The 19,316-nt window shown below is 64.3% G+C and carries 14 protein-coding genes; 13 read left to right on the top strand and 1 reads right to left on the bottom strand.

The window, feature by feature from the left end; all coding sequences use genetic code 11:
• Positions 1-1,295: 1,295 nt before the first annotated feature.
• The 13 genes from VFZ66_27720 (at position 1,296) to VFZ66_27780 (ending at position 17,543) form a co-directional block, all read left to right on the top strand.
• The gene (locus tag VFZ66_27720; GenBank protein ID HEX6293003.1) at positions 1,296-3,374 is read left to right on the top strand and encodes a DnaA N-terminal domain-containing protein; all 2,079 of its coding nucleotides are present in this window, start codon (positions 1,296-1,298) and stop codon (positions 3,372-3,374) included.
• A complete protein-coding gene (locus VFZ66_27725; GenBank protein ID HEX6293004.1) occupies positions 3,368-3,958 on the top strand; it encodes an exonuclease domain-containing protein in 591 nt (196 codons plus the stop codon). The genes VFZ66_27720 and VFZ66_27725 overlap by 7 nt, the downstream gene beginning before the upstream one ends.
• 161 nt (positions 3,959-4,119) lie before the next feature.
• Positions 4,120-4,950 (top strand): STAS domain-containing protein, encoded by an 831-nt coding sequence (locus tag VFZ66_27730; protein ID HEX6293005.1) that lies wholly within the window; start codon positions 4,120-4,122, stop codon positions 4,948-4,950.
• 67 nt (positions 4,951-5,017) lie between these two features.
• A complete protein-coding gene (locus VFZ66_27735; GenBank protein ID HEX6293006.1) occupies positions 5,018-5,560 on the top strand; it encodes a hypothetical protein in 543 nt (180 codons plus the stop codon).
• Between the two features lie 13 nt (positions 5,561-5,573).
• Positions 5,574-7,682 (top strand): C25 family cysteine peptidase, encoded by a 2,109-nt coding sequence (locus VFZ66_27740; protein ID HEX6293007.1) that lies wholly within the window; start codon positions 5,574-5,576, stop codon positions 7,680-7,682.
• Positions 7,679-8,392 (top strand): hypothetical protein, encoded by a 714-nt coding sequence (locus VFZ66_27745; GenBank protein HEX6293008.1) that lies wholly within the window; start codon positions 7,679-7,681, stop codon positions 8,390-8,392. The genes VFZ66_27740 and VFZ66_27745 overlap by 4 nt, the downstream gene beginning before the upstream one ends.
• Positions 8,393-8,645: 253 nt before the next feature.
• Positions 8,646-9,065: a hypothetical protein gene (locus VFZ66_27750; GenBank protein ID HEX6293009.1), complete on the top strand. Its 420-nt coding sequence runs from the start codon at positions 8,646-8,648 to the stop codon at positions 9,063-9,065.
• Entirely contained in the window at positions 9,062-9,700 is a 639-nt protein-coding gene (locus VFZ66_27755) for a hypothetical protein (GenBank protein HEX6293010.1), read from the top strand. Before VFZ66_27750 ends, VFZ66_27755 begins: the two co-directional genes overlap by 4 nt.
• A 19-nt stretch (positions 9,701-9,719) precedes the next feature.
• A complete protein-coding gene (locus VFZ66_27760) occupies positions 9,720-10,511 on the top strand; it encodes a hypothetical protein (protein ID HEX6293011.1) in 792 nt (263 codons plus the stop codon).
• A 12-nt stretch (positions 10,512-10,523) separates the two neighbouring features.
• Positions 10,524-14,285: an SdrD B-like domain-containing protein gene (locus VFZ66_27765; protein HEX6293012.1), complete on the top strand. Its 3,762-nt coding sequence runs from the start codon at positions 10,524-10,526 to the stop codon at positions 14,283-14,285.
• A gap of 113 nt (positions 14,286-14,398) precedes the next feature.
• Positions 14,399-15,607, top strand: coding sequence for a hypothetical protein (locus tag VFZ66_27770; protein ID HEX6293013.1), 1,209 nt, complete (start codon positions 14,399-14,401; stop codon positions 15,605-15,607).
• A gap of 12 nt (positions 15,608-15,619) precedes the next feature.
• Positions 15,620-15,937 (top strand): hypothetical protein, encoded by a 318-nt coding sequence (locus tag VFZ66_27775; GenBank protein ID HEX6293014.1) that lies wholly within the window; start codon positions 15,620-15,622, stop codon positions 15,935-15,937.
• A 10-nt stretch (positions 15,938-15,947) separates the two neighbouring features.
• Complete coding sequence (locus VFZ66_27780) at positions 15,948-17,543, top strand: sialidase family protein (GenBank protein HEX6293015.1); 1,596 nt, start codon at positions 15,948-15,950, stop codon at positions 17,541-17,543.
• A gap of 194 nt (positions 17,544-17,737) precedes the next feature.
• Here the strand turns inward: VFZ66_27780 and VFZ66_27785 are convergent, their stop codons facing one another.
• Entirely contained in the window at positions 17,738-19,252 is a 1,515-nt protein-coding gene (locus tag VFZ66_27785) for a glycosyl hydrolase family 28-related protein (GenBank protein HEX6293016.1), read from the bottom strand.
• Between the last annotated feature and the right edge of the window lie 64 nt (positions 19,253-19,316).

Consider the following 19,316-nt stretch of genomic DNA (forward strand, 5'->3'; position numbering starts at 1 on the left):
ATAGGATCTTAACCAACGCAGGCGCTCAGTGGTGCGTGATTTGTTTTAGGGAGCGAATCGCGCACCACCACCCCCCGCTGGCATAAGAATCAACAGAGGTGGCGGATTCATTGTAGCATAACGATATTGACTTTTATCTACTTTGATATGCCGTATCAAGGTAGATAGAGACGTTTCCTATTCTTAGCACACGGGACATACTCGCTAGACGTGCTGATTGCTACACTGATGCCGAGCTACTGAAGATGCGATGTCATCTTCTTCCTCTTTGATCTGCGCCATCATTGATACTCCCTTTCGATTTAACCTAGTCGCATTGTAGGAAGATGCAACATCGTCCTCGATGTTCCCCCCTGATTCTGTTCCGGTATGGTGGGTGTTAGAAACCGCCCACATGCTTGGCAATTATGAACAATTGCAACACGAATTGTTCAGCATACAGGCACTTCGCGCCAGGATATAGAAACGGGGAGTACATGGGAGCCCAGATTGTTGACTCACTCGCGCGTCTCAGGGTTGACGACCCTACCGATTCAACGACCCGGGTCGTTGTGCTTGAGGATCGAGCTGGTCCTGACGACGACGTTTTTAATACTCGGGTCGCTGATGCAATGGCCGTTGCGCGCCTTCGCAGCAATGTGGCGAACGTCACGGCTCCTGCTCTTGATGATTGCGCTAGGGTTCTCCGCATCGTCGATGAGCTGAACACCACAATCCACCTGGGTCGAATGGAGGTGGAGCTAGCACGTGTTCTGGAAGAAGCCTTTGCCCAAACGGCTGCCCGCTTGAACGACTTGGTTTGTGCGCTTAATCGTCTTGGACTCTTCCTCGTTCCGTCTGGCTCAGACCATTGGGGTTTTCGCTGGAACTTTGAGGGGGAGGTGAAAGGACCGTATCCTGACTTAATAGAGACTGTTATTGCTGCGTTTCAAGTCCCTGGTAGCTCGCCCAATATCAGGGATGCCTAACAAGTAAAAAATAGAGCAATGGCTCTGTGCGAGAACAGAGCCGTTGCCCCCCAATGATGGCCTTATCATGTTGCTGCAACATGATGATAACAATCCGATCCAGGGCTGTCAATGGAGGGAATGCAAGAGGAGATCCTCCATGTCGTATTTGTATGTACTCTCTTGCCGGGCGGAGCATGATCAGCAGCCCAGGAACCAATCACGGAAGGAGTCGCGGTAATGCCTCCTTCTCCTGGCTTGTACCGTTCTGGGGACATCGGGGTTTCTGCCGAATGGCGAGCGATCAGCTATGACTGGCCGTTCGTATTAACGCCGCTAGGCGTGGCGATGTATGCCTACCTCCGCGATACCTATGAGCAGCAGCGGGCCATGTTCCCGTTACTGGTGAAGCCGGAGGGGCCGACAAAGCAACAGATGCAGCGAAAGCTGGGGAAACGCTCAGCGTGGGCGATCCAAGGGCCGGAATATCTCCTGCGCGTCACGGGATTGGCAGATGTTGTCGTGGACTACGGCCAAAGCTCCGATCCAGCGCATCCCCAGAGAACGCGAGTCGCCTACTACACGATTGGTCGTCTCGATCAACCTGTCCTTAATTGGGCCATGCTCAGTCACGTTCTCGATGCGTTGGTGATTGGCCTTGATTCATCGTCCGGTCACGCTGATGATCAGAAGGCTCAGTCGGCAATCCAGGCGCTGAAGCAAGGAGGTTTTCTCCAGGAAGGAGAACCTGGGGATCTCTTCTGGGAACTTGGTGCCTGGCCGCATCTCCTGCCTGCCTTAATCAACGATCCCCGTTGGGAAGCGATCTACAGCTCACTGCACACAGCTGGTGCTATTCGTCCCTATCGTGAGCAAGCACGGCGCTGGGTGGAGTACGCGCTGCAGAAAGCGGCGCGGTTAGCCCACGAGAACCAGGCGATGGCCGACATGCTGCAAGCTGCGCAGCGACGCGGACCCCACGGCGCTCATCCCACCCGCCCAGCAGTTGACACGTCCCGTGTATCAGTTCCGTATCAGATTCCAGCGACACAAGCTCATCAAGTGACTTCCATAGCTTGTGTCGCTGACGAGTCGCTAGATTGTCGCGAAGCTGTTGAAGTCACTTCCATAGCTTCAGCGACTCTTCTTCGCGGATCGCATAGCAATACGATCAATCCGCTATCAGATCATAGCGACTCGGAGTCGCTGGCGCGCGATCAATTAACGTTAACGAGTCTGTCTGTTAACAAGAGAGACTCCAGAGACTCCTTTTCTGGAGCGACATCACCTGGCGACAGCACGCTCAACATTCAGCCCCACATCCGCCAAGAGGAACTCCATACGACAAAGCTCGATACGGTGTTTTGGGCGACTGTTAATCAAATTCTCAACGGTACCTTGGGTCGCTACCCGCATTCGGCTGGAGAGAAAAAAGCCGCAGAGAGGCAATTTTCGCAGCGCAACATTCCATCAGGTGTCGCGCTGGCCGCCCTCCGCCTGGTTATGACGCTCCCGGTCGAGCTTCGTCCTCGTACCTTCGGGGAGGCCCTCAAGCTCGATACATTCCAACGCGCTGTTCAGCAAGGATTGCTCTTGCTACCGGCACGACCACACGTTGCGCCAACGTGGGAATCGTTTCTCTGGACCTACCGAACGGTTGGCCTCACTGATCGGCTTCGAGACGTTGGGCACGCCGACTATATGGTTCTGCGTTCCCTCTATGAACGCAACCCGGACGAATGCTGGGAGGTCTTGAGTCGCTGCCAACATGCCCAGTCGCCAGCGAAACTTACGCCCCAATATCTGCGGAGAGCTATCGCCAATAACCAGCGCGCGGCGGCCGAACAGATCCTATCACCTGGATCAAGTCAGGAGTTGCGGCATCCAGTTGTGGTTGATCCACGGTATGCGTTACTCACTGCCGAAGGGCTGGCTGGTGTCGCGCTGTCGGACGACATCACGGAGGAGTACATCCGAGCCTGGATCATGGAGGCTGATCATCGAGCGTCGGGTATCAAAACGCGACCTGGTTGGCTACGGTGGGGTATTCTCTCTGGCTATTGGCCGCATGAGCATCCGCAACTTCCACCCCGGCCCGGACAGCCCGTGAGCATCCCACCTGCGCACGATCTGGCACAGATCCCTGATGCTCAGCCCGAGTCTGAATGGGCACGGCTCTGGGGGGATGTACTCATGCGCGTTCGGGACGCGGTATCTCCGAGCGACTATGCAACCTGGATTCAATCGACGCACCTTGTCGATATGAGCGATGAGGTGCTGGTGATTGCCGTGCCACATGTGTTGGCACGGGACGGTCTACTTAGCACGCCCCAGTTGCTGCAGACCCTGACCGCGTGTGCAGCAGCGGTCATTCCAACCTGTACCGACATCACCATCGTGATTGATTCAGGGGTGCCATTATGCTAACCCTCCCCGTCGATAGCCTCCTGGACCAAGCGGAAATCATCGCCGATCGGGAGCGCGATCCTGCCCGAGCGGCAATGGACCTCGCTCGACAAATCTTGGATCTGAAGGACGTCGTGGTGATTGCCACCACGACGTCAGGACCGCGGGGAGAATTGATTGAGTTTGCTGCGCTGGCCAGTGACGGTTCCATCCTGTTTCACACACTGATCCGGCCTCAGTCGTCGATCTCAGCGCGTGCGACCGCTCTTCATGGTCTGACGGATGCGGACGTGGAGGATGCGCCCCATCTCGCGCAGGTCTGGACCTCCATTACGACCGTGCTCACCGACCGTCCGGTCGCCGGCTACCAGATTGTGGTGTCGCAGCGCGACCTGCGACGGTGTGCAGACCAACTCGCAGTTCCCTATCGGGACAGCCACTGGCTGTCGATTGCCGATCTGTATGCTCGCTATGCCCAGCGAACCCAGTGGTGCTCGCTGACGACGGCCTGCGCCAATCTCGGCATTGACACGCTTCCACGAGGAGCATTGAAGCAGTCCCGCGCCTGCCTGGCCCTCTTAAGAGGCATGGCTGAGCGGGTGTGATCCTGCCACTGAGCGCACCTTGGACACAGACGACCAGCAGCGTATTCGAGCGCGACCTGCAGCAGCAGGTCCTCATACGACATCGTTCTAGCTTTGCTATTAGCCTGCTTTCGCGGTGATGGGCTGCGCGAGCAACCAGTTTCAATCAGACGGAGCCGACCATGACCACCCTATTTCCTGCAGACGCAGCCGTCTCCCTCTTCGAGGAAACACCGTGGAGACCGGGTCTCCTTCAGGCGTTTCTTGCCGCGATGGAAGGGGGATTCCTGATTGTCGATCCAAGCAGCCAGGCGGTGTGCAACAAACGGTTTTTAGAGATCTGGAACATCCCTCCGGCGCTCGCAGGGAACTGCCCGTCCATGCTGCGGCATATCGTCGACCAGCTGGTCGATCCCGATCAGTTCGAGCACCAGTTGCACGCAGTCAGCAGCGATCCAACGACCATCGTTCGTGATGAAGTTGTCCTGAACGATGGTCGCGTGATCGCCCGGTGTTCCCAGCCAAGCAGGGACGGGCGGGGCGACCCGTACCGGGTCTGGTTTTTTTATGATGTGACCCATCAAAAGCAGGCAGCAGAACGGCTTCGGCAGCAACAAGCGCAAATTATTCAGCAGCAACAAGCGGCATTGGCGGAGCTGTCAACGCCGCTTATTCCCATTTCCGATGATGTTCTCGTGATGCCACTCATCGGCGCAGTTGATACGAATCGCGCTCAGCAGATCCTCGAAACGCTCCTCGAAGGCGTGAGTCAGCGGCGGCCACGCGTCGTGATCCTTGACATCACCGGCGTCGCAATCGTTGACACGCAAGTCGCCAACGCCCTCGTGCAGGCCGCGCAAGCGGTACAGCTGTTGGGTTCCCAGGTCAGACTCACCGGCATCCGACCCAATATCGCGGAAACGCTGGTCACACTAGGGGTGTCGTTCCGGGGGATTACCACCCACGGAACACTGCAGGACGCTATTTCCGCTACCCTCGCAGCGGGTAGATAAGCTTGTTTTATTGACCCTATGCCACGGCTCGGTCCAACCAGATCGAGTTCACAACCCAGGATACGCCATGAGTACGTTAAGCGGCACACCCAATCAGAACGGTACGTTACCCGCCCCCCATCATGCCCTCCCATTAACGCACGCCGATCAGGTGGTCTATAGCGAGGCGGCACAACGCGCCACCACAAGCGGCGATGATCTCGTTGCGCGCGCGTTGGACCACGCATCGCGTGGTGGGAGCGCGATCGTGGATCTGTTACGGCAAATGAATACGCAGCTGGAGAGCGGAGACGTCGACGCGGTCGCCGCCCGGGTGCGCGCCCTGCTCCAACCAATTGATGATCTTGATCGTAACGAACCGATTCTTACCACGGCGGTCGCGGACTTGGCAGGGCCCGTCCAAACCTTCTTGGATCGGTACCCAGGGTACCAGCTGCCCGCCGTCCTCTTGACCGATGACGCCGCGCTCGCCGCGCTCGACGAGCAGCTGCTCGCGATCGAAGACCAAGTCCAGGAAGTGCGCCGGCGTGTCGAAGAGCGGCGGCGCCTGCTCGCAGGACGTGATCTCGCCGGCACGGGTATCCCCAGTGCCGCGCTGTCAGGACGGTAGCAGGAGCGTGCAGATGCGGCAGAGTTTCTGGATTCTTCTTTTCATCATCCTCGCCACATCCGGCCTCGCGCCATCGGCGATCGCAGACGCAGGATTCGCGTCGAATCCGCTGATCGACCGTGCCGGTGCCCTGCGTATCCAGGTGCTGCAGTCGGGCCTCCAGCAGCTTAATGGCGCGCAGCTGCAGGCGGCTGGATGGGATCTCAGCACGGTTAATCCTCGCACGATTCAGCTGTGGCGGACGGGCCAGGAGGTGCCGATCGATCTGAACGGAGTCGCCGATGGGCGGCTCGATCCGTCGGATACGATCCGGTTTGTCAGCCCACGCACAACCAGCCGCTGGAGCACCGTCGCCACGTATTGGCTGGCCTCGGACACGGTAGATGGGCTGCGCGGCACCCCACAGCTTGCGCCGGGCGATCCCATCCGCTGGGAAGAGGATGCGCTGTACCAGACGCGCTGGCCATCGCTGAACGGCGACCGCTGGTATGGGCGGGAGTTGGTCAGCGTCCCGGAACGGGATCGGACCAGGATCGACCTGTCCCTCCCCGTCTCCGCGCCGGCTGGCACGCGCCTGCAGCTGGCCGTCGTCGGCACGACGCCGCAGCCCCATACGCTGACCCTGGCCGCAAATGGTCGCGCGCTCGACCCGCTGCGTTGGAGCGGCACCGCGCCGTATCTTGGCAGCGTACTCCTCCCGTTCACGGTCCTGCCGGGTGTCCTCCAGCTTGACGTCACGCTAGCAGGTAGCCAGGCAGATCGGGTGCTGCTGGACTGGGTGGCGCTGCCGGACGTGCGCCCGGCCTATCCCGCGACACCCACCACGCCGCGCGTCGAGCGTGGTCCCGGGTTCGATCCGACCTTCGGACCCGCGCCCGGTCAGCCTGGCGCGACCTTTCTCATCATTACGCACGCGTCGCTGCGCCCGGCCCTCGATCCGCTGATTGCGGCACACCGGCAGCGCGGCGACACGGTCGGCGTGGTCGACGTGCAGACGGCCTATGATGCCTGGTCCTGGGGCGATCGCACTCCTGAGGCGATTCGGAGCCTGATTCGGACCGCCGTCACGCAGTGGCAGCCGGCTCCCCGCGCGATCTTGCTGGTTGGTGCGGGCACGGTCCGGATGCGGGTGGAGCCCGGTGCCACTGACCCCACCCTGATCCCCCCGTATCTGGTTGCGGCCGACCCGATCCGCGGCGAGATCGCCTGCGATACCTGTTACACCCGCCTGGACGCGGCTGATCCACTCCAGGATCTGCTGCCCAATCTGCCGATTGGCCGGTTTCCGGCGCGCACGCTCGCCGAAGCCCAGACCCTGGTGCGGAAAACCGTCACCGCGCTCACCGCCCCGCCCAGCGGCGCGTGGCAGACCCGCGCGCTGCTGCTGACCGACAACGATCGCGAGCCGGATGGCCGGGTCGATCCCGCCGGGAGCTTTGTGGCAACGGCGGAGACGATGATGTCCGTGCTGCCGCGCGGGATACACGGCGAGCGGTTCTACTTTGCGCCGGATCGCCCAACTGGGCAGGGCTTCTACCAGGAGGCCGCGGAGCTGCGCTGCCGCCTGTTCCGGGCCCTGGATGGCGGTTCGCCGCATGACCGTGCCTGCCCGCCGCTCGCCGTTGGCACCGAGCCCGGCGCGGCGCTCTGGATCTATGTCGGGCACGGCTCACCCTGGCAGTGGGCGGCGACAACGCCCACCTCGCCGACGCCCTATCTGTGGTACCTCTATGACGCCGACGCACGGACGAACGGGGCGCGTCTGCCGATCCTGCTCAGCCTGACCTGTCTCAGCGGCGACTGGGCCAACCCGACCCTGATGACCACGGATGAACGGATGGTTCTGCACACGCAGGGTGGCGCCATCGCCAGCCTGTCGGCCACCGGCGAAGGGGTGAATACGGCGCATACCGATCTCGCCCGCGGCGTGCTTCCGACGCTCTTCGCCACCCATGGCGATCGGACGCTGGGCGCGGCGCATCTCGCCGGACTGCGCCGCGTGGTGGCCAGCGGGACGCACGTTGAGTTGGCGTTTAGTTTTGGCATTCTGGGCGATCCGGACGTGGCGCTGCCGTTTGTGCCGACCTCGACCGCCTGGGTGCCGCTGGTGGGGCGCTCATGACCCTGTATGCATGCGACCAGATGCCGGTGCGTGAGTACCGACCCAGCGTCTCCGTGTCGCTGATCTCGACGACGGACTGTCGTCGTTCGCTGATCTGCCGCCTGGCGGAGGGCGGCATTGGCTGCCATGTCCTCCTGCTCCAGTGCGATCACGAGGACGCGCCACCACCGCCCGGGACGCGCGTGCTGCCACCGATCCAGGGGCCGCTGCTCCTGGATACCCGGGGCTTGCGTCCGGTCATGCAAATCACGGTGCTCCATGAGCTGACTACGCGGTATCCGCACGTGCCCACGTTGATCCTGACCCGGCCAACCGATTGGTTGCTGCACCGCCTGGCGGCGAGCTGTCCGGCAGTCTATGCCGTGGCATCGGACCACGTCAGTCCGGGAGAGTTGGGGCTGTGGCTGCAGCACTGTGGCATCGTTGGTCCCGCCCGTGCGCCGCACGTCCGGCCTGCATATGTGGGCGTGGCCGCCCCGTCGTTTACGGTGGTCGATCCCAGGTTCCTGGCGATCCTGGTTGCCCTGGCGCAGGCCCCGAGCATTGAGCTGGCGGCCGCGAGCTCACCGCTGCCGGGGCGCACGTTCTATCGGAAACTGCGCCAGTTGCGGATGACCGTAAACGTGCCGGCCCGGATGTATCGGGGCCGGGCGTCCGCGCTGCTGCAGTCCCTGTTGGACGCCCTGGCAGCGCCAGCGGCGCACGGGTAGGTCCCAGAACGGACCCGATCCCCGGCATCGGTGCCACCCCCGACCGGTGATCCGGCGCCCTCCCGTTCGGCCTGCCTGGGACGCATCCTCGGCACGCGGTCACGCCGCGCTGCTCCTCACCAGCGCGCGCCTATCCCCCAACAGTCCCGCTCAGCGGATAGGCCATCATCGGCTCATCTTGGCAGATAACCGGCACCGCACGCCGCGATTTGTTCGCTATCCTGACAGGAGAGCGCTATCGAAGGGGGCGAACGTGCACGCGTCGTATGTTGGGATCGCCGTGACCGATCCGAGGGTCCAACCGGAGTGGCTTGCGCTGATCGCGGGCGCCGGCTGGCGGCCCTATCCGTTGGACCTGGAGCAGGTGCCGCCGCGCGCGGTGCCGCTGGCGGCCCTGGTGGTCGTCCTGGATCTTGGGCACCCGCCCGCGCCGCATGGTTTCTGGCTCGGCCACGTGGCTGCGCCGGTCGTGCTCATCACCCCCCATATCACCGCCGCCCAAACGCTGTGTCCCCACGTGCCGCGGCTCGCGGCCATTGTCGATCCGGTGCAGGCCCTGCGGCATGCTGGGGATCTGCTCACGATGGTGCAGCGCATGACGGCCGGCACGCTGATTTTGCCCGACGTCAGCGCACCGGTCCAGCGGTGGCATTGGCAAGGAGTTTCTGTATGACCCATCCCCCCGCGGTTCCGCCGTCGTCCGAGCGACCCTGGCCGCTCGCCGCCGCTCTCGCCTATGCGCTGTTTTGCCGCGCCGCCCAGTTTCGTCGCACCGCGCTCAGCCTGGACGTCGACGAGGCCGACGGGCTGCGGCCCCAGCTGTACGCCAATGCCGAGGCCAGTGTGCTGGTGCTGGAGACGATCCTGACCGGGGTCATCGCCGAGCGCGGGCCGGACCAGCGGGTGGCGCTCACCGAGCAGGCGACGCGGCTGCTCGACGCGCTGACCACCACCTTCCAGTCGATGGCGCCGCCCGAAGCCGGCGTGGTCACGATTGCCAAGCAACTGCAGCGGCAGTGCTGGCTGCCGCACCGCCCGGCCGTGACGCTGCTCCAGGCGCTGCTGGTGGTCGTGCTGACCGCCGTCAACGACGGCGCGTTCCAGGTCGTGGTCACGCTGCCCCGCGAGCCGGCTGCCACGCTGGAGCTGATTGTCGACGCCGATGTGGCCGGCCTGACCCATCCCGCCCACGCCGAGACCGTCGCCCGCGTCCGCGAGGAGCTGGCCGCGATCGGCGGCGCGCTCACCCTTGAGCTACGGCCCCATTGCTGGCGGGTCCGCGTCGCGGTGCCCGACGATACCCCGTAGCCGATCCTGGAGGCGTTCAATGCTCCCGACCCCGCTGAATGGGCACGCCCGGCGTGCCTCGCTGTTCACGCTGATCCACCCCCGGCGGCGGACCCGTCCGCTGCTGCTGGCCCTGATGGGGGGCTTCGTCCTCGGCGGCGTGCTGATGATCACCGCCGGCATGCCCCTCTCCGGCGCGACGATGCTCACGCTGGGGCTCTTGGCCTACCCCGCGCTCCAGAAGTGGCGGGATGACTTCGCCCGCTGGGGCGCGCCGCTCACCGCGCTGTCGGTCTTGCTGGCGCTGCAGGGCTTCCATACCTTCGAGCATATCGCGCAGTACGTGCAGTTTCATTACCTGAAGTGGCCCGGCAAAGCCGCCGGTGGCTTGCTGGCCGCGGCGAACGTCGAGACCGTTCACTTCCTGTGGAACTGGGCAGTCTGCCTCACGGTGCTGTGGATTCTCAAGCAGGGCCTGCGCCATCCGTGGGGCTATCTGCTGGCCGCCTGGTCGCTGACCCACTCGCTGGAGCATACCTATCTGTTCATTAAGTATCTGGATGCGGTGCTGGTCTTATGGTCCCAGGACGTGTCGCTGGCGTTTGCGCAGGGCCTGCCCGGCATCCTGGGACGCCACGGCTGGCTGGAGACCAGCGGCTGGCAATACGCCCCAACGGCGTTTCTGTGCCGGCTCGCGCCGCCGCTCGTGACCGCGCCGCGGATTAGTGTCCACTTCTGGTGGAACATCGGCGAGGTCGTCCTGTTGCTCCCGTTTGCCCACGCCGTCATGCGCCGCCAGGTGGCGCCGCTGACCGCCGACGTTACCCCCTAAAAGGAGACTCTTGTGCCACGTTTTCGCCTTCGTCGTTCCCCCACCCGCACGCTGCTCCTGCTGGGGCTCCTGGGAACGGTCCTGCTTGGGCTGAGCGGCTACCCGCTCACGGCCGTCCAGGCGCAGCTCGACCCGAACCAGCCGGCCCTGGCCTATGCGTCCACGGTGGACTGCATCCGTGCTGGCGCCGACCGCGGGCTGGCGTCCCACGCCTCGCCGCGCTTTGCCACCACCTGCTTTGGCTCCCGCTGGTCGCCCGGCGGCTATACCGATCCGAGCGTCTCGAACCAGGGCGACGCGATCCCCGGCGACCCGGCGATCCTGGAGTTCGGCGACGGGAAACCGGATGCGCCGGGCGAGCCCGGTCATCTCACGCTCTCCACGCTCGGCGAGGCCGGCGCGGTCTATGGGATTGCGTCGAGCAGCGGCACCAATCCCGCCGCGCCCGCGGGCGCCGCGCGGCAGGCGCGGCTGTTTGTCGGCGCGTTTACCAAGCGGATCACGCGCTTCGGCCCATCCGGTCCGGGCGGCATCTCTGTGGTCAACCGGGCGAGTGGCGCGACCACGCCGTTTGTGGTGGTGCCGGATGTGGTGCCGGGTCCCAATGGGCTGCCGGGCGATCCCGGCGACGGCAGCGCGGCGACCTTTCCGAACGGGCTGGCCTACACGCCCCAGAACGGCGGGCTGCACACCCAGTTCGAGGATCAGGTGGTGCTGCCCTACACCAGCAAGACCAGCCTCGGCGATGTCGAGATCGACGCCGACGAGCGGTTTCTGTATGCGGTCAACCTCAACACCCGGCGGATCTATCGCTTCGACACCTGGAGCGCCAGTCCGCAAAGCAGCATGAGCGTGCTGCCGCAGGTCCCGAACCCGGCGATCTGCGCGAGCGGGGCGGGGGATTTCCGCCCATTCGCGCTGCACCTGACCCGGATCTCGCTCTATCTCGGCTACACCTGCTCGGCGGAGAGCAGCGGCGATCGCAGCCACCTGTCCGCCGGCGTGTGGCGGTATGACCTCACGACCGGGTCCTGGAGTGGCGCACCGGCGGTCGCGTTCAACCTGCGCGACTATGACGCGCAGCGTGGCAGCTTCGCGGGCCTCCCGCTGGCGTGGCTGCCCTGGGACACGCAGTTCGCGAGCGTCCACCCGCTGCCGCTGCTCACCGACCTGGTCTTCGACGAAAGCGGCGCCATGCTCATCGGCCTCCGCGACCGCTACGGCGATAACGGGACCTCGTATCTGATTCCGAGCCAGCAAGGGCGCGGCTTTGGCGATCTGCTGCGGGCGGAGCCGAGCGGCTTCGGGCAGTGGAGCGCGCCGACCACCGGCGCCGAGGTGTATGCCGACGACGATCCGGCGACCCATAACGAGCGGACCTGGGGCGGCCTGGCCTATGTGCCGGGTCGGCATGACGGCAGCTACGGCGGCGAGGTAATCACCACCTTCCTCACCCCGTATCAACTCAATGCGGCGGGCGCGGCCTGGTATGACGCCGCGGGGGGTGCGCCGACCGCGCGCGAGGAGCTGTACAACGCCACCAACGACGCCTCGTTTGCGAAAACGGCGGGCCTCGGCGATGTCGAGCTGCTCTGCCCCTGGCGGGCGGTGGGCGACCGGGTCTGGCTGGATACGAACGCCAACGGCATCCAGGACGCGGGCGAGGCGGACATTCAGGGCGTGCGCGTCCAGCTCTTCGCCGCGAGCGACACAGCGTTCGCGACGCCGCTGGCGACGATTACGACCGGCAGCGTCGCAGGGATGTCCGGCAACTGGCGGATCTACGTCGATCCTTGGCAGAGCTACGTGGCGCGGATCGATCCCCAGATGTTTGCGCCCGGACAGCCGCTGGCGGGCCTGCGTCTGACGGTCGCGGATCGGGGCGCCAATGACGGCCTGGACAGCGATGCCTCGCCCGCGGGGGTGATCCCGATTCCGAGCGGCGCGAACGGCGATCTGAACACCAGCTTTGACGCCGGACTGACCAGCGTGCCGCTGATCGGCGACCGGGTGTGGCGCGACGCCGACGGCGACGGCGTCCAGGATGCCGGCGAAAGCGGGATTGCGGGCGTGACCGTCGAGCTGCTGTCCGCGAGTGGCGCGATCGTCGGCTCGACGACGACCGACGCGAGCGGCCTCTATTTCTTCGACGTGCAGCCGAACACCACCTATACCGTGCGCCTGGCTGTGGGTAACTTCGCCGCGGGCGGACCACTGGCGGACCTGATCCTGTCACCACAGAATCGCGGGGGTAATGACGCGACCGACAGCGATGCCGATCAGATTAACCGCTCGATCGGCGTGCCGGGCCAGCCGGCGGGCGGATCGAACCTGACCTTCGACGTCGGCCTGATGGCGACGACGTTCGCCAACGGCACGGTCGGGAACTACGTCTGGAACGACGACGGCGATGGCCGGCAGGAAACTGGGGAGCCCGGCGTGGAAGGCGTCACGGTGCGGCTGATCGACACCGCGACCGGGGCGGTGGTGGCGACCACGACGACGAGCGCCTCGGGCGTGTATCAGTTTCCCAACGTCGTGCCGGGCACCTACGTGGTCGAGTTTGTTCCGCCTGCGGGCGCGCAACCAACTCCGCGCGATGCGAGCGGCGTGCCCGATGATCTGGACAGCGACGCGGATGCCGGCACGAGCTGGCGGACCGCGAGCTTCACGGTCATCGCCGACACCGACAACCAGACGCTCGACCTGGGCCTGATCCTGCCGGTCAACGTGCGACTGACGAAGAGCGCGCCGGCAACCGTGGTGGTCGGCCAGACGCTGACCTACACGCTGACCTACACCAATACGGGTCCGGGGCTGGCGCAGAGCGTCACCATCACCGACACGCTGCCGAGCGGCCTGACCTTCGTGTCGGCGACGCCGGCCCCAGCCAGTCAGACCGGCCAGAATCTGAGCTGGAATCTCGGCACGCTGGCGCCGGGGCAGTCGGGCACGATCGCCGTGCAGACGACGGTGGCGGCGACGGCTCCGGCCACGCTGACCAACACGGCGCGGATCGCGACCACGTCATCGGGCGACGATCCGAGCGATAACACCGGGACCGCGACCACGACGGTGCTGCGCGTGAACGTGCGGATTCAGAAGTCCGGTCCGGCGACGGCGGTCGCGGGCGACCAGTTCAGCTACACGCTCGACTATGCCAATACCAGCGCGGTCGACGCCGCCGGCGTGGTGGTCAGCGATACACTGCCAAGCGGCCTGACCTTCGTCTCGGCGACGCCCGCGCCGTCCAGTCAAGCGGGCCAGGTGCTGACCTGGGCCATCGGGGATGTGCCGGCCAACGCCTCCGGCCGGATTGCGCTGGTCGTCCGCAGCGACCCGGCGACGCCCACCGGGACGCAGGTGACCAATACCGCTCGCGTCTCGACCACGACGCCCGGCGACGATCCCGGCGATAACACATCGAGCGCGACCACGACGGTGAGCAGCCCTACGGCGGTGCAGCTCGCCTATTTCCGGGCCGAGCGGCAGGCGGGCGGGGTGTTGGTGCGCTGGGGGACGCTCGCCGAGCAGGACACGCAGGCGTTCCGCATTCTGCGCGGCACCGGCCCCGATCGCACGCAGGCGACGGTCGTCAGCACGGTGCTGGCGCAGGGCAGCCAGGGTGGCGACTATGCCTGGACGGATACGACCGCGCCCGCTGTGGGCCTGCTGTATTACTGGCTGGTCGAGGTGGAAGTGAGCGGGGCGGAGCAGCCCTACGGCCCGGCCACCGCCGGCACCACTCACGTCTTTCTGCCGATCGTTCGCTAACCCAACCAATCCCGCCGGCGGGGTACGGAAACGTGCCCCGTTCGGTCCATCCAACCATGGGCGAGCTGTGAACCCCCCACGGGTCGTCTGCCCTGACCAGAGGAGTTCCGATTGTGTCTATCGTGAAGTTTCGAGGCGTCCCATGTCAGCTGCTCGTGAGCGGCGTGCTTGCGATCCTGGGCGTCCTCGCGGTATTAACCAGTGGCGTACCCGCGGCAGCAGCGCCAAGCCGGCCGCTGTCGATTTCGCCGACGGCCACGCCGCCCGCGCCCACCGCGGTGCCGACGGCGGTGCCGACGCCTGAGCCGACGCCTGAGCCGACGCCGACGCCCGACCCATCGCCGACGCCCGACCCATCGCCGACACCCATGCCACCCGTGCCGACGGCGGTGCCGCCCCGCCCCGATCCGCCCGCGGACCGCGATCGCGATCCGCCGCCCGTGCCAACGCCGGAACCCCCCGCGCCGACACCCGTGCCGCCGGCGCCAACGCCCGTGGCGCCCGTCGCCGACGTGACCATCATCAAGCAGGCCGATCGCGCGAGCGTGAAGCCCGGCGAGACGGTGCGATATACGCTGCTGGTGCGCAATGTCGGGAATGCCGTCGCGCGCGATGTGATGGTGACCGATACCGTTCCGGACGCATTGGAGGTGATCGATCTCCACAGCACCAAGGGCGAGGTGGTTGTCAGCGGGCAGACCGTGACGGCCTATCCGTCGGTGCTGGAACCGGGTGAAACGGTTACGATCACCATTACCGCCCGCGTCCGCGCGCAGGCGGCCGCCGGCACGGTCACGAACGTGGCGCTGGTGACGAGTAGCTCCGAAGGCGATGGCGACAGCGGCAATAATCGGAGCAGCGTCAGCACGGAGATTGTGCCCCCGGCGTCGGCGCAGGTGCCGCCGCAGCGCCCGGCGCAGCCGACGCCGCAACCCAAGCCCAGAGCGCCGCGGACCCAGCCCGCGCCGGTCACGCAGCCCCAGGAACCGCGGTCGGTGCTGCCGGCAACCGGCGATCCGCTCGCCGCTCCGTCCTGGATGATGCAGGTGGCGCCCTGGGCGCTCCTGGCCGTCGTCGTCTTCGCGTGCACCGGCACATGGGTCTGGCGACGGCGCGGGGGTGATCCGCGCCGGACCATTGTCCCCCAGATCGCTGGCCTGCCGCACGCGACCGACGCGCCCGCGCCGACTGTGCTGGCCCTCCGCGCTGAGGGTTCGCCTGGTCCCGGTCCGGACCTTGGCCCACCGTTGCCCGCGCCGCTGGCGCCGGGCGCGCTGCCGCCGCCGGCCGATCTGGAGCGCGACCGCGCGCTGACGGCGTAACGGGGCGTCCCGATGCCGGATCATCCGTTCCCCAGCACGCCCTGGCTGTTCCACCTGGGCGTGCTTGTGGCCGGCGTGGTGGGCGCCTGGATCTTCGCTCCGGGCGATGCGCTTGCCTGGCGGTTGCTCCCCTGGTGGCTGCTGGCCGTCGCCTGCCTGCTCGCGGGCCGGTGGCTGCACGCCCAGATCGGGTGGTCGTCCGGTGTGGTCGTGGCACCCCCCACCGCGGCGGACGACCTGACCATCCCCCTGGTGTCCTGGGCACCGGAGTCCCGCGCCCTCCGCGATCCGCTCGACGATTTGACCATCCCCGCTTCGTTCACGCTGTGAGGTACTGACGATGTCCCTGCGCTTGATCTCCCTCCTCCTGCTGCTGGCGGGGCTGCTCGCCGGCTGTCAACGCCCACTCACGGAAGGCGAGGCCCGCGCCACCGCCGTCGCGAGCGGGTGCTGGCCCTACGGCGTGCCGCAGCCCCAGCCCACGCCGACGCTGGCCGGCCTTCCCACCCCGACGACCCTGCCAGGCGCCGCGCCCACCGTGACGCCGACCGCTGCGATCTATCCGACGTGTCTCCCGATTCCCGGCACGCCGACGGTCACGCCGGTCCCCACGCTGCCGCCGACGCCGATTCCCGCGGCCACGCCCCAGGTCCCGGCGGCGATCGGCGGCCCACAGGAGATTGGCGATGTAGGCGGGCTGGTGACCGCCTGGGGCCGGATGATCTGGAATCCCGTGCTGGCGGCGCATCCACAGGAGCCGACGGCGGCGATCGGCTGGATCAGCTATGGCAGCACGCCCGACGCGCTGGACGGGCAGATCTGGGTGCGCGTGCAACAGCCGAGCGGCGTCTGGGCCAGCGCGCAGACCGTGAATCGTGAACCCGTCGCGAAGTTCTATGGTGGACTCGGCCTCGCGTTCACCCCGGATGGGACGCTCCACGTGATCTACGGCGGTGGCGGCAACGGCGAGGAAGGCGATGATCAGATCTTCGTTGCGCAGAGTCCGGATCTGGGCGCGACCTGGAGCGAGCCGGTGGCGCTGCCGACGCGGGGCAGCGTCCGCTCGCTGACCAGCGACGAGTCCGGCGGCCTGCATCTGCTGCTGGTCATGCCCGAGCGCGACGGCGGCGACGCGGCGTATGCGTATCTGCCATCGCTGGACAACGACTGGCAGGTCACGCCGTACCTCGGCGGGATGCGCCAGGTCAACGGCTGGCTGAGTCTGCTGGAGCAGCCGGATGGCACGCTGCGCCGCGTCGTGTTGCTCAATGGGCGAGATGATCATGATTTCACGCATCTCAGCATCCTGTGGAGCGATGATGGGCAGCGCTGGGCGCGCCAGCCGCTGGAGATGGGTCGATTCTTCGCCGACGAGCAGATCGTGGCGACGAGCCTGCTGGTGGTGCCACGTGGCGCGGGGCTGATTGCGGCGGCCTGGGCCCAGACGCCCGGTCCCGGTCACGCGCGGGGTGGGGCGTTCGCGGTCCTGAGCACCGACGGCGGCACGACCTGGAGCCGGCAGGAGATCATCGCGCAGCACTACGACGATGGGCGGCTCTTCGACGACGATGGGCGCGGGCTGCCGGGCGGCTTCGAGCCGGCGCTGGTCTATGACGCGACGACCGATCGGGTGGTGGCAAGCTGGGTCGAAGAAGACATTGCGCGGCGCGGGGCGCAGTACGGCGCGCATCTGCGGACCTTTCTGGCATCCCGGCCGCTTGATGCGGATGCGACCTGGCAGGACGCGATCACGCCGGATCGAACCACCGAGATGCCGCCGCCGCTGCTGGCCGACTGGGGCCTGCGCGGAGCCTTGTGGGGCATGCCGAGTGGCCGGCGGCACTGGCTCGTCACGGTTGATGAGCGCAATGATCAGCACCGCGTGGATGTCCGCCCACTCCGTCTGTCGGCGCTCCTCGATGCGGGCCAATCTTAAGGCCGCACGTGTCCTGGTACAGTCCAGGGAGCTAACTCCACGCGGCGAAGCGTGGTGGTCATGAACTGGGACGTCCGTGCGTGCGGCGGCGGGTCGAGATTACCACTCGACCCGCCGCCAGGGCATGTTCATCCTTTCTATATACTAACCAGAAAATGATTTGTCCTATGCGAATTTCTGCTCCTCGCTCGCACCTAATCACGACCGACATTGTCGCGTAGCACGGTACCAGTCCCTTGGTTGAAATATGGATAGATCGTATCAGTTACATTTTCGGTAATCACGCATTTCGTCGCTCCTGTTTCGATGACGATTGGGAGGTCATTTGCGTCCTCCGAATTATAAATCGAACATCCCCTCACTTTTGTCTTAACTGTCAATTTCCCCGTCAACTTGATGACCCCGCCTCCATTCCGAGTCTTGTTGCAGCTGAACATGGTAACAGAATTCATCGCGCAGTGATGTGAATTGTCGAAGACAACTGCTTGATAATTCACGCTCGAAATCTTTCCGTTTGTGATCGAGGCACCGTGTACATGCTCAAAATAGATTCCATGATCGCAAGCATTGAGCCATATATTAGATATTTGGATAACTCCGGAGCCGACAACGTGATTGTGAGATCCTTTAAAATGCATCAACCATCCTTCGTTGGGACCATCCACTGCCACGTTATGAAGGAAGAAGTCATTTATCACGGATAGATTATTATCGCAAATCGCGTGGAGCCCTAATCCGTAAATCACGCAGTCAGAGACGTGAATTCCCGCCACTGTAGCGCCGTTTCCGGTACTGGACACATAAATGCCAATTCCCCTTTCGACCTCAATTTGACAGGATCGTATCCAGCAATCGCCAGTAAAATTGCTGCACGCCTTGATGTGCAATCCGTATTTCCCAGCGGTGATCTGGCAGTTATCGAAGGTGATCATTCTGCTCCCAGGACTCAACTCGACGCCGACCTTGAAAAAGTAGATCCTGCAGTCTCTCAGGGTAGAGAGGGTTCCCCCTTGATAGGTAGAGTCGATGGTTATCCCCACCTCCACATTCCTCAAGTCATTGCAATCGCCTTCGATTGCCAAACCAAAGATATGAAATAGCCTGAGCTTTGGTGCTTCCGGGTGATTCGCGTTGAACACCCTCAGAACGGGATTCAGACTGGCATCCGCAGCCTTTAAAATAGCATCATAGCCATAAATGATCACACCTTGAGGCAAATTGATTGTCTGCGAGACTAGATACACTCCTTTAGGAAACTTAACGACGGTCGGCGTGGTTGCATTTGAGTATGCAGATTTAATAGTGCGACGGATCGCAGCGCTGTCATCAGTCGTCCCATCTCCTTGGGCCCCGAACCATTGTGGATAATAACATTCCACACGGGGTGTCCCCCTGACCGCTCCGCTTCCGGAAAAAATCTGCCAAAGTCCCGCGAGAATACACCCCTTGATCGCAATCTCGACTCCCTCGATAACATCAAACATCGCGCCTTTTGCAAATAACAACGTTATATTATTCGGGAAAATGAGGTCTGATGCAAAGTGATACACTCCAGTCGGATAGTACAGGGTCATCTCCTGTGTTCCGATTGCACTCACGGCTGCTGCAGAGTCGGCATATTCTGTGATGCAGATTATAGATGTACTTTGTTGAGAGCAAGCTTCGAGCATCGTGGCCGTGATGGCACTTTCAGTGGGTTGTGTCGACATAATGGTCACCTCCCACAAGCAGGTTGCCTACCATAGGAGCAGTAGGCGGCCAGCTTCTTAAACG

The organism is Herpetosiphonaceae bacterium, from assembly GCA_036374795.1.
GTDB lineage: Bacteria > Chloroflexota > Chloroflexia > Chloroflexales > Kallotenuaceae > LB3-1.

Coding starts and splice junctions, on each gene's coding strand:
- VFZ66_27780 (HEX6293015.1), top strand. CDS start 15,948: ATGTCCCTGCGCTTGATCTCCCTCCTCCTGCTGCTGGCGGGGCTGCTC.
- VFZ66_27720 (HEX6293003.1), top strand. CDS start 1,296: ATGTATGCCTACCTCCGCGATACCTATGAGCAGCAGCGGGCCATGTTC.
- VFZ66_27775 (HEX6293014.1), top strand. CDS start 15,620: ATGCCGGATCATCCGTTCCCCAGCACGCCCTGGCTGTTCCACCTGGGC.
- VFZ66_27745 (HEX6293008.1), top strand. CDS start 7,679: ATGACCCTGTATGCATGCGACCAGATGCCGGTGCGTGAGTACCGACCC.
- VFZ66_27785 (HEX6293016.1), bottom strand. CDS start 19,252: ATGTCGACACAACCCACTGAAAGTGCCATCACGGCCACGATGCTCGAA.
- VFZ66_27755 (HEX6293010.1), top strand. CDS start 9,062: ATGACCCATCCCCCCGCGGTTCCGCCGTCGTCCGAGCGACCCTGGCCG.
- VFZ66_27725 (HEX6293004.1), top strand. CDS start 3,368: ATGCTAACCCTCCCCGTCGATAGCCTCCTGGACCAAGCGGAAATCATC.
- VFZ66_27760 (HEX6293011.1), top strand. CDS start 9,720: ATGCTCCCGACCCCGCTGAATGGGCACGCCCGGCGTGCCTCGCTGTTC.
- VFZ66_27740 (HEX6293007.1), top strand. CDS start 5,574: ATGCGGCAGAGTTTCTGGATTCTTCTTTTCATCATCCTCGCCACATCC.
- VFZ66_27735 (HEX6293006.1), top strand. CDS start 5,018: ATGAGTACGTTAAGCGGCACACCCAATCAGAACGGTACGTTACCCGCC.
- VFZ66_27730 (HEX6293005.1), top strand. CDS start 4,120: ATGACCACCCTATTTCCTGCAGACGCAGCCGTCTCCCTCTTCGAGGAA.